Source organism: Clostridium putrefaciens (assembly GCF_900461105.1).
Lineage (GTDB): Bacteria > Bacillota > Clostridia > Clostridiales > Clostridiaceae > Clostridium_L > Clostridium_L putrefaciens.
In genome coordinates, this window is record NZ_UFWZ01000001.1 from 992,092 (window position 1) to 1,006,694 (window position 14,603).

At 30.8% G+C, this 14,603-nt stretch carries 10 protein-coding genes; 9 read left to right on the forward strand and 1 reads right to left on the reverse strand.

Annotation, left to right across the window (positions count from 1 at the left end; genetic code table 11):
* Positions 1-115 precede the first annotated feature (115 nt).
* A complete protein-coding gene (locus DY168_RS04280) occupies positions 116-625 on the forward strand; it encodes a GNAT family N-acetyltransferase (protein ID WP_115640637.1) in 510 nt (169 codons plus the stop codon).
* Positions 626-833: 208 nt separating this feature from the next.
* On the opposite strand, the gene DY168_RS04285 is transcribed toward DY168_RS04280, so the two are convergent.
* On the reverse strand, positions 834-1,694 hold the full coding sequence (locus DY168_RS04285) for a cation diffusion facilitator family transporter (protein ID WP_115640638.1): 861 nt from the start codon (positions 1,692-1,694) through the stop codon (positions 834-836).
* Positions 1,695-2,069: 375 nt separating this feature from the next.
* Here DY168_RS04285 and DY168_RS04290 point away from each other — a divergent pair, with 375 nt between their 5' ends.
* The 8 genes from DY168_RS04290 (at position 2,070) to DY168_RS04325 (ending at position 14,585) form a co-directional block, all read left to right on the forward strand.
* Positions 2,070-2,819: an ABC transporter ATP-binding protein gene (locus tag DY168_RS04290; RefSeq protein ID WP_115640639.1), complete on the forward strand. Its 750-nt coding sequence runs from the start codon at positions 2,070-2,072 to the stop codon at positions 2,817-2,819.
* On the forward strand, positions 2,809-3,612 hold the full coding sequence (locus tag DY168_RS04295) for an ABC transporter permease (protein ID WP_115640640.1): 804 nt from the start codon (positions 2,809-2,811) through the stop codon (positions 3,610-3,612). Before DY168_RS04290 ends, DY168_RS04295 begins: the two co-directional genes overlap by 11 nt.
* A 65-nt stretch (positions 3,613-3,677) precedes the next feature.
* Positions 3,678-4,703: an ABC transporter substrate-binding protein gene (locus DY168_RS04300; RefSeq protein WP_115640641.1), complete on the forward strand. Its 1,026-nt coding sequence runs from the start codon at positions 3,678-3,680 to the stop codon at positions 4,701-4,703.
* Positions 4,704-5,094: 391 nt separating this feature from the next.
* Entirely contained in the window at positions 5,095-6,459 is a 1,365-nt protein-coding gene (locus DY168_RS04305; RefSeq protein WP_242984052.1) for an MATE family efflux transporter, read from the forward strand.
* Positions 6,460-6,840: 381 nt separating this feature from the next.
* Positions 6,841-11,043, forward strand: coding sequence for a CehA/McbA family metallohydrolase (locus DY168_RS04310; RefSeq protein WP_115640642.1), 4,203 nt, complete (start codon positions 6,841-6,843; stop codon positions 11,041-11,043).
* 70 nt (positions 11,044-11,113) lie between these two features.
* The gene (locus tag DY168_RS04315) at positions 11,114-12,259 is read left to right on the forward strand and encodes a YibE/F family protein (RefSeq protein ID WP_115640643.1); all 1,146 of its coding nucleotides are present in this window, start codon (positions 11,114-11,116) and stop codon (positions 12,257-12,259) included.
* Between the two features lie 341 nt (positions 12,260-12,600).
* Positions 12,601-13,173, forward strand: coding sequence for a xanthine phosphoribosyltransferase (locus DY168_RS04320; RefSeq protein WP_115640644.1), 573 nt, complete (start codon positions 12,601-12,603; stop codon positions 13,171-13,173).
* Positions 13,174-13,715: 542 nt separating this feature from the next.
* Positions 13,716-14,585 (forward strand): methionyl aminopeptidase, encoded by an 870-nt coding sequence (locus DY168_RS04325; RefSeq protein WP_115640645.1) that lies wholly within the window; start codon positions 13,716-13,718, stop codon positions 14,583-14,585.
* Positions 14,586-14,603: the final 18 nt, after the last annotated feature.

Below are 14,603 nucleotides of genomic sequence, written 5' to 3' on the forward strand. Positions count from 1 at the left end.
GGTTGCCATAAATGTATTACGATGGTATGCTTTATAAGTATTTAGTCTAAACCTATTAAGGGCGAGAACTTTGCCTATAATAGGGTTTTTATTATTTTATGGGGGTTATATAAAAATGAAGGTTAATAATATAAGGTTACGTCAAGAAGTCTTTTCTAATGATGCATGGAAGATTATTGACTGGCTGGAAGATGAAGAAGTGGTTGAATATTTAAATGAAGGACAAAACGTTTGTAAAAGTATTAAACAAGTAATACATAATACTAATATGCCAATCCTTACTCATTTATTTAATAATGATGGTAGTTTTTTCATGGTAACTACAAAGAAAGATGAGCCTATTGGGTTTTTGAGACTTGTTCCAAAACCTAGTGGAGCAGAAATGGTAATAGTAATTGGTGATAGAAAAAGGTGGGGTCAAGGACTTGGCCCTGAAGCTATTTTTGAAGGATTAAAACATGCTTTTTTTAATTGGAGAGTAGATGAGGTAATTGCGAAAATAAGCTACGAAAATAAAAGGTCCACGAAAGCTTTCAAAAAGATAGGGTTTATAAAGGATAAAGAGCTTTCAAAGCAAATTCAGTATACTCTTTCCATGGAAGAATTTTTGAAGATAGCAGCATAATTAAATCAAAACACCTTATAGATGCACTACTTCATTTGTGTAGACTATAGGGTGTTTTTAATAAAAAGCTAACCTTTATATAATGTGTATTATTATAGAAACTATTAGTGTGAAAGCTGCTATTCTATGAATCTTAAGTGAGGTTCCTGCATACCTTCAATTAACATATATACCATAAATGGTGAGTTGATCTATAAATGTGAATTTATTATTTAGGTTTTAACTTTACTAGGCAATGTTTTATATCTGAAATATTATCTTCAATTAACCCATGGACATTTTCAGCTATTTTATCCCCCTCATTTACAGTTAAATCTCCATCTACAGATATTTCAATGTCAGCATAGACCTTATTTCCAAAAGATCTGGTCTTTAAGTTAACAATATTAATAACTCCAGGAACATTAGAGGCTATATATTCAATCTGTCTTATAATATTATCTTCAGCAGAATGGTCTACTAGCTCATTTATGGATTTTAAGTAATATTCTATACCAATTTTTATAATTAAAAAACTTACGAGAAGTCCTGCTATAGGATCTAAAACTTTTAGTCCCATTCTTGCACCTAATATACCTAGGAATGTACCTATAGAGGATAATGCATCAGAACGATGGTGCCAAGCATCTGTTTCCATGGTAACGCTTTTTATCTTTTTTGCTATTTTTATTGTGTACCAATACATAAATTCTTTTACAAAGATAGAAACTGCAGCAGCAATTAAAGCTATTCTACCAGGATAATTTAGGTTTCCTGATACCAAGTCCATTAAGGCCCTATAACCTATAGATGCTCCAGTGAATATTAATATAAAGCTCATAATTTTTGAAAAGATAGGCTCAAACTTTTCATGACCATATGGATGGGTTGTATCCGCTGCCTTGCTTGATACTTTAAGACCGATTATAACCATAACTGTTGTTAATATATCAGCAAGGCTATGAACAGCATCGGCTAGCATTGCGCTACTTTTACCTAAAAAAGCTGCTAGCATTTTAAATATACAAAGAACTATATTTACTGAAATAGTGATTAAGGAAGCTCTTGTTCCAAGTTTAGCATTTTCCAATTAATTCACTCCTAATTGATAATCTTATATACTCACATTATATGATGTAACCCTTAAAATGAGACATATGATATGTAATAATGGGTACAAATAATTATCAAATGATAATGAAGCCACTATAGGGAATTTCTATAATTATAAATAATATATTAGGGTAACTATTAGTGGATGTTATATTAAAAAATAGTATAAAAGTTATAGGTGGAGGTTTCTACCTATAACTTTTTTTGTTTAAATATATATTCTAATTTAAAATATAATAAAATAAATATTTCAAAAGGATTAATCACACTTTATATTAGAGTTAGATAATATAGTATAAAGGCGCCTATGTTAAATTTAGGTTTAGCTATTGCCTTTTATGGAGGTGAGTTTATGGAGATAATGGTAGATGTTAAAAATATTAATAAGGACTTTTATACTTTAGAAGGTGAATTAAATGTACTTAAAGATATAAACTTTTCTGTAGAAAAAGGTGAAATCTTGGCTATATTAGGGCCTTCAGGTTGTGGTAAATCAACGCTTCTTAATATATTAAGCGGACTTTTAAAACCAGACTTTGGAGAAGTTTATATTAAGGGTAAAATAGGGTATATGTTTCAAAGGGATCATCTTTTAGAGTGGAGAAGCATAATGGATAATATAACTATTGGGCTTGAGATACAAAAAAAGTTAGATAATAACCATAAAAAAAGGATAGAGGGTCTTTTAAAGGATTATGGGCTTTGGGAGTTTAGAAATAGGTACCCAAAAGAACTGTCTGGAGGAATGAGGCAAAGAGTAGCTTTAATTAGGACTCTTGCGGTGGATCCAGATATTTTGCTTTTAGATGAAGCATTTTCCTCCCTTGACTATCAAACTAGGCTTTTAGTTAGTGATGACATATATAAAATTATAAAAAATGAGAAGAAGACTACAATATTAGTTACACATGATATATCTGAAGCAATATCCATGGCAGATTTTGTAGGGGTACTGTCTAGAAGGCCTTCAACCATAAAGTCTATACATGATATTAATCTTACAGTTGAAGGGGATAAAACGCCTTTATCTGCAAGGAAGGCACCAGAGTTTAAAGATTATTTTGATGTTTTATGGAAGGAGCTAGATATTTATGAAAAGTAAATCTTTGAGCCCTTATGAGAAGTTTTTGAAGGATAAAAAAAGGCAAAAAAGAATGATTTTATTCTGGCAAGTTTTTATTCTTATAATATGTTTATTACTTTGGGAGGTCCTGGCAAATGTTAATGTAATAGATACCTTTTTATTTAGTAAACCAAGTGATATATATATACTCTTTCTAAAATACGTAAAAACTGGTGAGTTATTTAAACATATAGGAATCTCAGTACTAGAAACTGTATTAGGATTTACTATAGGTACCATACTCGGAATTTTAATAGCTATAATGCTTTGGTGGTCTAAAACTGCATCTAAAATTTTAGACCCATTTTTAGTTGTTTTAAATGCATTACCTAAAACAGCACTGGCACCTATTCTTATAGTATGGGTTGGGGCTGGTATAAAAGGTATAGTAGTAATTGCAATAACAATTTCATTAGTTACAACTATTTTATCTGCATATAATCATTTCATAAACGCAGATGAGGAAAAAATTAAAATGCTAAAAAGTTTTGGAGCTACAAAGGGGCAAATACTAAGAAAGCTTATATTACCTTCAAACATTGGAAATATAATAAATATAGTAAAGATAAATATAGGAATGTCCTGGGTTGGGGTTATAGTTGGAGAGTTTTTAGTATCTAGGTACGGTATAGGATATTTGATTGTATATGGTGGACAGGTATTTAAATTAGATTTAGTTATGATGGGTGTTGTAGTTTTAGCAATTTGTGCTTTGATTATGTATCAAGTCGTAAATGTAATAGAAAAGTTATATAAACAAAAAAGAAATTAGCTAAGTATTACAAATAAAATATTAAAGCTCTATATTTTATAATTATAAAAAATGGTGGTGACATTATGAAAATTATTAAAAAGATAACATTGATATTGCTATTTACATTAGCAATATCAGTAACATTTACATCTTGTGCTAAAAAAGATGAGATAACTAAAATAAAGGTGGCGGAAGTTACTCATTCTGTGTTTTATGCACCGCAGTATGTAGCTATTAGCGAAGGCTTTTTTGAACAGGAAGGGTTAAAGGTAGAACTTATGTCAGCTCAAGGTGCAGATAAAACTATGGCTGCTCTAGTTTCAGGAGAAGCACAAATAGGACTTATGGGACCAGAAGCTTCTATATATATATATAATAAAAAGAGTAAAGATTATGCTATAAACTTTGCGCAAGTTACTAAAAGAGATGGAAGTTTTTTAGTTGGAAGAGAAGACAAAAAGGACTTTAAGCTTGAAGATTTAAAAGAAAAAGAAGTAATTGGGGGAAGAAAAGGCGGAATGCCTGAAATGACATTAGAGTATGTTATAAAAGAGAAGGGGCTTAAGGTAGGGGGAAATACTAAAGAAGGAGAAGTAAATGTAAGAACTGATGTACAATTTAATGTAATGAGTGGAGTGTTTATAGCTGGTGAAGGGGATTATGTAACATTATTTGAACCAGCAGCCACGGCTGTAGAAAAGGAAAATAAGGGATATATATTAGCTTCTATAGGAGAACTATCCGGAGAAATCCCTTATACTGCATACTGTGCTACTAATAATTACATGGAAAAGAATCCGGAAGTAATACAAAAATTCACAAATGCTATATATAAAGGGCAACTATATGTTAAAAATCATAGTGAAGAGGAGATAGCAAAATCTATAACACCATTTTTTACTGATATTAACATGGATGATCTAATAAAGGTAGTTAAAAGATATAAGTCTGTAGATGCTTGGTGTGAAGATCCTATACTAAAAGAGGAAAGCTTAAATAAATTAATGGATGTAATGGACACAGCAGGAGAACTTGATAAGAGGGCACCCTATGAGAATGTTGTTAATACAAAATATGCAAAAGAATCTATAAAAAATATTAAAAAATAAATAACACATTTTAAAGAGATAGAAGATTTATATTTCTATCTCTTTTTTTTGTAATTATAAATGTCTTTTGTTATAAATGAAGGAAGAATTATAGTATTTCTTAGGAAATAAAGGTTGCAGATTAAGTTTTATCAGATGTCTACCATACGTAACACTACTCTCATCTTCAATGTAGGGTATGAAGGCTGTTATGGCCCTTTATAAGTTCTTCTAAGACTTAGATACAGGGATGTGTTCTTTATAAGCAAACTCCACCTAAGTCTAAGAATCATTTGATAATTGTAAAAAAACATTAAAATAAAAGATAAATATTAGATATTGCTTAAAGATATTATTGTATATATACTTAAGATTGTTAGAAATAAAATTTACTAAGAAATGAGTGGTATAGTTGAAAAGAATAGATCTTGTAGAAGGGAATATAGGCACAAGCCTCATAAGACTTGCATTACCAATAATGGGTACTTCTTTTATACAGATGGCTTATAATATGACGGATATGATATGGTTAGGTCGTGTTGGAAGTAATGCTGTAGCTGCTATTGGAACTGCTGGATTTTTCACCTGGCTTTCTATGGCATTTATATTAATATCTAAGATTGGGGCAGAAGTTAGAGTAGCTCAAGCTATTGGAAAAAAGGATGAGGAAGTCGCGAAAAAGTATATAGTTACAAGCCTACAAATAAATATAATTTTCGCTATAATGTATACATTTATACTTGTGATTTTTAAAAGTAATCTTATTAGCTTTTTCAACCTTGGTGATAGTGATGTAATATCTATGGCTGAAAGTTATCTTTCAATAGTGGGAATGGGGATTATATTTAACTTTTTGAACCCTGTATTTACAGCTATATTTAATGGTACAGGTAACAGTAAGATACCGTTTTTAATAAACACTGTTGGTCTTATATTTAATATAATTTTTGATCCGTTATTGATATTTGGAGTAGGTCCGTTCCCAGTTATGGGAGTAAAGGGAGCTGCTATAGCAACGGTTTTGGCTCAGGCTTTAGTTACTACTTGTTTTTTAGTTATTATGTATAAAAGTGAAGAACATGCATTTAAAATAAACATATTTTCTAAAATAGATTTTCATTATGTAAAAGATATAGCAAGACTTGGGATGCCTGTGGCTTTCCAAAATGGATTATTTACATTGTTTTCTATGCTAATAGCAAGAATAATTGCTGTATGGGGACCTGTACCTATTGCAGTTCAAAAGGTTGGATCTCAAATAGAGGCTGTATCTTGGATGACTGCAGGAGGACTTTCTACAGCTCTTGGAGCCTTTGTTGGTCAAAATTATGGGGCAAAAAGATATGACAGAATTCGTAAAGGTTATTTTTATACACTTTTAATGGCATCTGTAGTTGGAATACTGGCCACAGCCCTTTTAGTATTTGGAGGAAAGTATATATTTGGATTCTTTATACCTGAAAAGGAAGCTATAGAATATGGAATAGTTTATTTAAGAATTCTTGGGTATTCTCAGCTCTTTATGTGTCTTGAAATAACTACTACAGGAGCATTTAATGGACTTGGAAGAACATTATTTCCATCTATTATAAGTATAGTATTCACAGGACTTAGGGTACCATCAGCTAAAATATTATCTTCAGAAAACTTGCTTGGATTAAATGGAATATGGTGGAGTATAAGCATGAGTAGTGTATTTAAAGGTATACTTTTAACTTTAGTATTTATGATACTACTCCATAAAAACAAACTTTTTAAAAATCAACATGAGATTTAAAGGAAGGTCACTATATAGTGACCTTTTTTATGTCAATGAGAATTAATTTAGAATTGCTTGACAATTTAAATCCATAAATATATACTTAAGGTTGGAAATAATGGAATAAAAGATGTTGATAAACCATATATTCAATTATGAAGAGTATATGTATTTCTATGAAACTTAGTAAAGCGCTTTCACACGTATTACATAATTATTAAAAGTATCTAGCTTAATAAGGTATCTAAAAGTTAAGTAAATAACATTGGAACTTGTGTTACATAATGGACAACCACCCAGAGAGAAATAACTTTATAAAAATATATGGCACAAGATTCATGTAACATTTATAAACTTTTAAATATATCTAAATATAAAGTATTAGGAGGATGGATTTTAATGAAAAAAGGATCAAGAAAGTCGGTTTTGTGGCTAATGATTTTGGCTATGCTATTGGTAAACGTTTTCGCACCGATAATACCTGTATTAGCGGAGGAGGCACAAGGTGCAATACTTATCTATGAAGGATTTGATGGACTAGCTAAAAACCCTAAAGAGATTCCAGAAGGATGGACCTTGAAAACAACAGATTTTTATAAAAGTAAGACTGGTAAAAGTAGAAATGGGCCTTCTTTTAAAATAGCTAAAACATCTTTAGGTGCACTAATAACACCTACTCTTAAGAGTAAAATGGATATGAAGGTTTCCTTTTGGGTAGCTTCAAATTTAACCAAAGATTCCACTCAAAATGATTCAAAACTTAAAATTGAAGGATTAAAAGCAGGAAACTGGGAAGTTGTAAAAATAGTAGAGGGAATAAAGGTAGATGGTGAATTTATAGAATTTGATCTATCTAAAGAGTTTAATCAATTAAAATTTTCTTATGAAAAAGATGGTGGTAATATTGCAATAGATGATATAAAGGTAGTAACTAGAGGTAAGATAGAGGTAATAGAATTAGAAGATATACTTATACAAAAAGAAATGGATATGGAAGTTCAAGATGAAGTTATTTTAGGACTTGAGTTTAAGCCGAAAAATACGACTCAAACTAACATATCATGGGAGTCGTCTGACAATGGCGTTGCTACCGTAAGTAAAGGAAAGATAAAGGCGTTAAAACAAGGGGAATCTATTATAACAGTATCATCTTTAGATAATCCTAAGATAAAGTCAAAAACAAAGGTAATAGTTAAAGCACGCACTGATAGAAGTGGACCTGAAGTTTTAAATAAGATACCAACAGGAAGTACAAAAGAAAATAAGAGACCAGAAATAAGTGCAAAATTTAAAGATGAATCAGGAATTAATAAGGATACTGTAAAGATTGCTTTAAATGATGAAGATATAACAAATAGGTGTGAGATAACTGAAGATGGATTTAAGTTTACACCAAAAGAAAATTTAAAAGATGGAACTCACGGTGTTAAAGTTGTATTAGCTGATATATTAGGAAATAATACTGAAATCAGTTGGACATTTAATGTTGGGATAGAATCTAAAGATTTATATTTTGGACAATTACACTCACATACTAATCTTTCAGATGGTATAGGGACTATCGATGAAGCTTATGAGTATGGAAAGAACAAAGCAAATGTAGACTTTTTAGCGGTAACAGATCACTCAAATTGGTTTGATAATGATATAGATGCTAATATAAATGATGGATCAATGAGTGAAAAGTGGAAACAAGGCAGATCAGCTGCAGCAAAATATAAAGACGAAGGGAAATTTGTATCCCTATATGGATATGAGATGACTTGGTCTAAGTCAACTGGTGGATGGGGTCATATAAATACATTCAATAGTAAAGGGTTTGAAACAAGAACTAATAGTAAAATGGACTTAAAGTCATATTACGATACCATTTCAAAGTCTGAAGAAACTATAAGTCAATTAAATCATCCAGGGAAAACATTTGGAGACTTTGGAGACTTCGGATTTTATTCAAGTGGTGCAGATAAAGTAGTGACTATGATAGAAGTTGGAAATGGTGAAGGGCCTATAAGAGGGAGTGGATATTTCCCAAGTTTTGAATACTATACAAGGGCCTTAGATAAAGGCTGGCACGTAGCACCAACTAACAATCAAGATAACCATAAGGGTAGATGGGGAAATGCTAACAGTGCTAGAACTGTTATTGAGGCACCAGCCCTTACAGAGGACGCTATATATCAATCATTAAGAGAAAGAAAGATATATGCTACAGAAGACCAAAACTTAAAAATAAATATGACAGTTAATGATGAGCCAATGGGAACTATATTTAAAGAAGCAGAAAAGCTTAATTTTAAAATTAATGTAGTAGACGAGGATAAAGAAGATAAGATATCTAAAATATCAATTATAGCTAATGGTGGAGCCGTAGTTGAATCAAAGAAATTTGACTCTTCAACAGTTGATTGGAATGTAGAACTTAAACCAGAATACTCCTATTATTATATAAGAGTAGATCAGGAAGATAAAGATATTGCTGTTACTGCACCGGTTTGGGTGGGTGAGACAGTATCAGTTGGGCTTACATCAATATTAGCTAATTCAAAACTTAGTGTACTAGGTGAAGAAGTAGAATTAACTGCAAAGCTGTTTAACAACTCTGAAAAGGATATAGAAGAAGTTAAAATTGAATACTTTGCAGAGCAAGATAATAATAAACAAAAGATACATGAGGATACATTAAATTTAAAAGCATCAACTAATGAAGATGTTAAGATTAAATGGAGTCCAAAATCTACTGGAGAATTTACCATAAGTGCCAAAGCAACTATAAAGATTGATAATGTAAATAAAAACTTTGTTGTAAGTACTAAGCATATGGTTAAGAAGTCAGAAGATGTCATAAGGGTAGTTGTGGATGGTTCTAAAGAAAATGAGTATATCAATGGAAAGTATAAAAATCAAATAAAGAACTTTAAAGAGTTGATTGAAAGTAATGAGGGAATATGTGTTATTAATAAAAACGAGATAACTGAAGACGTGTTAAAGGATTCAAAATTATTAGTAATAACAAACCCACAAAGTGTTGAAGCTAAAGATAAGACCACAGGACAAATAACATTAAGTCCAAAAAAATATTCAGAGAAGGAAATTCAAGTTATTGCAAACTTTGTTGAAAATGGTGGAAATATAATAATTGCAAGTAAGGCTGATTATGGAGATGGACAAGGTGAATATAGCAATGACAAACAATTAAATCCTATACTTCAGGCTATTAATTCTAATTTAAGAATTAATGATGACCAAGTTATAGATAATGATAAATATAGTAATCAAACGTTTAGACTTTCCTTTGATAAGTTTGCAGATAGTAAATACGGAATAACATCTGGACTAGGAAAAGGTCAAACTTATAGTTTTTATAGTGGATCCTCAGTAATAGCAAAAGAAGGGGCAGACCTTTCTAAAGTGGAATTTTTAGTTTCAGGACATGATACAACTCTAACACAAGATGCAGATAAGCAAGGAGACAATGTACCTGTAGAAAAGGGAAATGTAAAGGTACTAGGAGCTGAGGAGTTAGCAAATGGTTCAAAAGTTATGGTTTCAGGTTCATCATTTTTTACGGATTTTGAAATAGAAAACATAGAAAATGCTAATAGAAAGATAACTGAAAACGCTTTAAGATGGTTGGCACCTAAAAAGATAGCAGAAAAGATATCTATAAAAGAATTTAGAAATATAGCAGAAAAACAAAAGGGTGAAAGATATACCATAGAAGGAACAGTTACATCTCAATCTGAAGGAGTAAATCCAAAAAACTCTTTCTTTGAGGTTATATATGTACAAGATGAAACAGCTGGAATTACAGTGTTTGGTATTTCAAAGACACCATTAAAAGTTGGACAAAAGGTAAGAATAACAGGTGTTACAGGATCCTATGAAGAAGATCTTCAATTAGCTCTTGATGGTAATGAAGATGAAAATCTAGAGATAATAGATGCTAATGAAAGCCCTATAGATCCTAAGGTTATATCTACTAGAGACTCTATGTTAAAAGAAACAGAAGGCTTATTAATAAAGACTTCTGGTAAGGTGGAAAAGATAACTTCAGATAGTATATATATAAATGATGGTTCTGGAACAGCAAGAGTTCATCTTCAAGGTTATATATGGGACGGAAAAGATGAAGCTGCTAAAGGTAAGTGGGATGCAACAATTAAGGTTGGAGATAATATTTCAGCTATAGGACTTGCGTCAGTAGACCCGGAAGGGAATAGAATAAGGGTTAGAAATTCTGGAGAAATATTAAAGATAAAGGATGGAGATATATTAGATCCTGTAGATCCTGTAGATCATGGGAAACCAGTGGATCTTGTAGATTTACCAGTAGATCCTCTAGATCCAGGTAAACCAGTAGAACCTCTAGATCCGAATAAACCAAAAATATCTGTAGAGCCGGTTAAAAAGGTGGATCAAATCAACCCAGAAATATCAGAAAATCCACTAGAAAAAGGAGATGCAAAACATACATCACCCTCTATAGAAAAGCCATTGAAAAATAAGATTCCTAAAACAGGAGGAGTAACATTAGAAATTCTTTTAACCTTAGGAATGACACTAACCTTAGGTGGTGTACTAATAATTAAAAAAAAGAAATAGTAATAGGTTCAAAGATTATATAAAATATAAACAAAAGAATAATATATAAATTTCTATGAGGAGATATATAATGAAGAGTCTAAAAAGATATGCAGGTATAATAGTTGTACTAGTAGTTTCCATATTAATAGTAGCTACCTCAAAGCTTATTTATCAAGGTGGATTTTTAAAAGATAAGGCAAGAAAGAATGTAACTTACGAAAAAGCTATAGTAAAATCTATAGATACTGAAAAGGTTCAAAAAGATGAAAAGTTAAATTATATAGAAGTAGGTATGCAAAATATAACTGTAGAGTTAAGAAGCGGGGAACATATGGGGCAAGTCTTCCAAATCAAAAATTCCATAAGTAGGCTATATAACACGAAGGTAGAAAAAGATATGGAGATAGTTGTAGCTATACTAAAAGATAAAGGTCAAATTAGTGATATAACTATTTACAGTTACAAAAGATCTAATGTCATATATGCACTTGTAGGAATTTTTATATTAAGTATTATAGGTATAGGAAGATTAAAAGGAGTTAAATCTGTTGTGGCTTTAATATTTACCTTTGTAAGTATAATCTTTTTTATGATTCCGCTTATGTTAAGAGGCATTAGTCCAATGGTAGCAGCTATAGGGGTAGCATTTATGATAACATTTGTGACTCTATACCTTTTAAATGGTAGGAGTAAAAAGACTTATTGTGCTATTATAGGTACATTAATGGGAATCGTTGCAGCAGGAATTATATCCTATGTATCAGGTAAATTTGCACATCTATCAGGTTTAACTATGGAAAATACCGAGAATATGTTGTATGTAGCAGAAAACTCTTCATTAAAACTCCATGGAATTATGTTTGCTGGTATACTCATAGCATCATTAGGCGCGGTAATGGATGTTGCTATGTCTATATCCTCAGCACTGTATGAAATATTTAGTTTGAATCATAAACTTTCATCTAAAGATTTATTTAAATCAGGGATAAATATAGGACAAGATATTATAGGAACTATGTCTAACACTTTGATACTAGCTTTTGCAGGAGGAAGTTTAAGTCTTATAATACTTATTGTTTCAAGCAATATGGCATCACTGCAACTTTTAAATCTTGATATAGTAGGTACTGAAATTATACAAGGTATAAGTGGAAGTATAGGTGTAGTACTAACGGTACCATTTACCGCTTTTATATGCTCATTAGTATATAAAAAATATCCAAAAAGCAAATAGTTAGTATATCATATGGTTTTATGTAATGTTAAAAAATAAAAAGGTTGTTGATAATTGTAATTGTCAACAACCTTTTTAAATTTATACAAGCTATATGTAAAGTTAAAAACAATATAATTGGTGTATGTTATACAAGTAATTTACAAGTTTAAAAAATAGCTAAGCAATATGGTATAATATTAAATAAGAATTTATACAAAGATGTTTGAATTTTTGATTTAAAAGGTACAATGAATTTTATATAGTTTTAATACATATGTATTAGAAAATAGAAGTATGTAAAGTTTTATGACAATTGTTTAAAAGTTTAATACTGTAGTTAATCGAAAGGGATGAATTTTATGGATTTATTAAAAAATAGAATAATACAAGATGGTAAGGTTAGAGATGGAAGAATATTAAAGGTTGATAGCTTTTTAAACCATCAGATGGATATAGTTTTATTAAATGAAATAGGAAAAGAATTTAAGCGAAGATTTGAAGGAGAAAAGGTGGATAAGATTGTCACTATAGAAGCTTCAGGCATTGGTATAGCGGCTATAGCATCTCAATATTTTGACTTTGTGCCAGTAGTCTTTGCAAAAAAGGCTGAGAGTTTAAATATTGATAATGATCTTTATAAATCATCTGTTCATTCCTATACTAAAGATAAAACTTATAATGTAATGGTAAGTAAAAGCTTTATAAACGCTAATGAAAGAGTGATTATATTAGATGACTTTTTAGCTAGTGGGTGTGCTGCTTGTGGATTAATTGATATAGTAAAACAGGCTGGAGCAGAAGTTGTAGGAGTAGGAATTGTTATTGAAAAAGGTTTTCAAGGTGGAAGAGAAGCCATAGATAATTTAGGGGTGAAAGTTGAATCATTATCTATCGTGGATAGAATGGAAGAGGATAGGATCTATTTCAAGTAAGGTTTATAATAGAGGCCATTTATGGTATAATCTTACTTATGCATGAAGTTTGGGGGAGATACAAATGAAACTTATCTTTAAAGAAATAGACAGGGAAAACTGGGAGGAATGTGCTGACTTAACAGCATTAAGGGAACAAGGAAAATATGTATCTTTAAATTGCTATTATTTAATATAATTCCTGTGATAAGGGAGTAACAGTTTCATTTGCTAAGCTTGGTTAGCGAAAGAAGAATTTAATGTGAGTGATATATTAAGTTAATTAATATATCAAGGAGAATTATTATGAAAATAGAATTAGTTTTAGTAAATAATAAAAGTGGAAACATAATTGATGACTGTCCAATAGGACATAAAAGGTATTATGTGAAAAAGAATATATAAAGAGTACATAAAAATATATAGAACATAGAAAAGACAACATATAATATAAACAGTACTTTAAAAATTATCATAAAAGAGTATAATAAAGTATAATGCTATAAATATTATTAATTAATAATATATAGCAAAGAATTGTATTATGTTAAGGAGACGATGGAATGAGTTTAGATAGAAATAGTAAGTGTTGGTGCGGAAGTGGGCTTAAATACAAGAAGTGCCATTTAGATTTTGATGAAAGATTAAGTTTACTAGAACTTGAAGGATATGAAGTGCCTACAAGAGATATGATTAAAAATGCAGAAGAAATAGAAGCTATAAAAAAGAGCGCAGCTATTAACGATGCCGTTTTAGATTTAGTAGCTGAAAATATTAAAGAGGGAATGAGCACAGAAGAAATTGATAAGTTAGTTTATGATTATACTATATCTAAAGGTGCTGTGCCAGCTCCTCTTAATTTTGAGGGATTTCCAAAGAGCGTTTGCACATCAATTAATGAGGAAGTTTGTCATGGTATACCAAGTAAAGACATAATACTTAAAAATGGAGACATAATAAATGTAGATGTGTCTACTATATTTAATGGATATTATTCTGATGCTTCAAGGATGTTCATGATTGGTGATGTAAGTGATGAGGCTAGAAAGCTAGTTCAGGTAAGTAAAGAATGTTTAGAAAAAGGAATAGAAGCAGTTAAGCCTTGGGGATTTTTAGGTGATATTGGAGAAGCTATTCAAACCCATGCAGAAAACAATGGATTTTCTGTAGTTAAGGATTTTGGCGGGCATGGAGTTGGAATTGAATTTCATGAGGAGCCTTTTGTATACCATTATGGGGTAAAAGGACAGGGAATGATTTTAGTTCCTGGAATGATGTTTACTATTGAACCTATGATAAATGCAGGTGATTATAAGCTATTCGTAGATGAGGATAATGACTGGACAGCTATTACAAAAGACGGATCACTTTCATCACAGTGGGAGAATATGATTTTAGTAACAGAAGATGGAATTGAAGTAATAGCAAAATAATAAGAGAAATTGTATAGC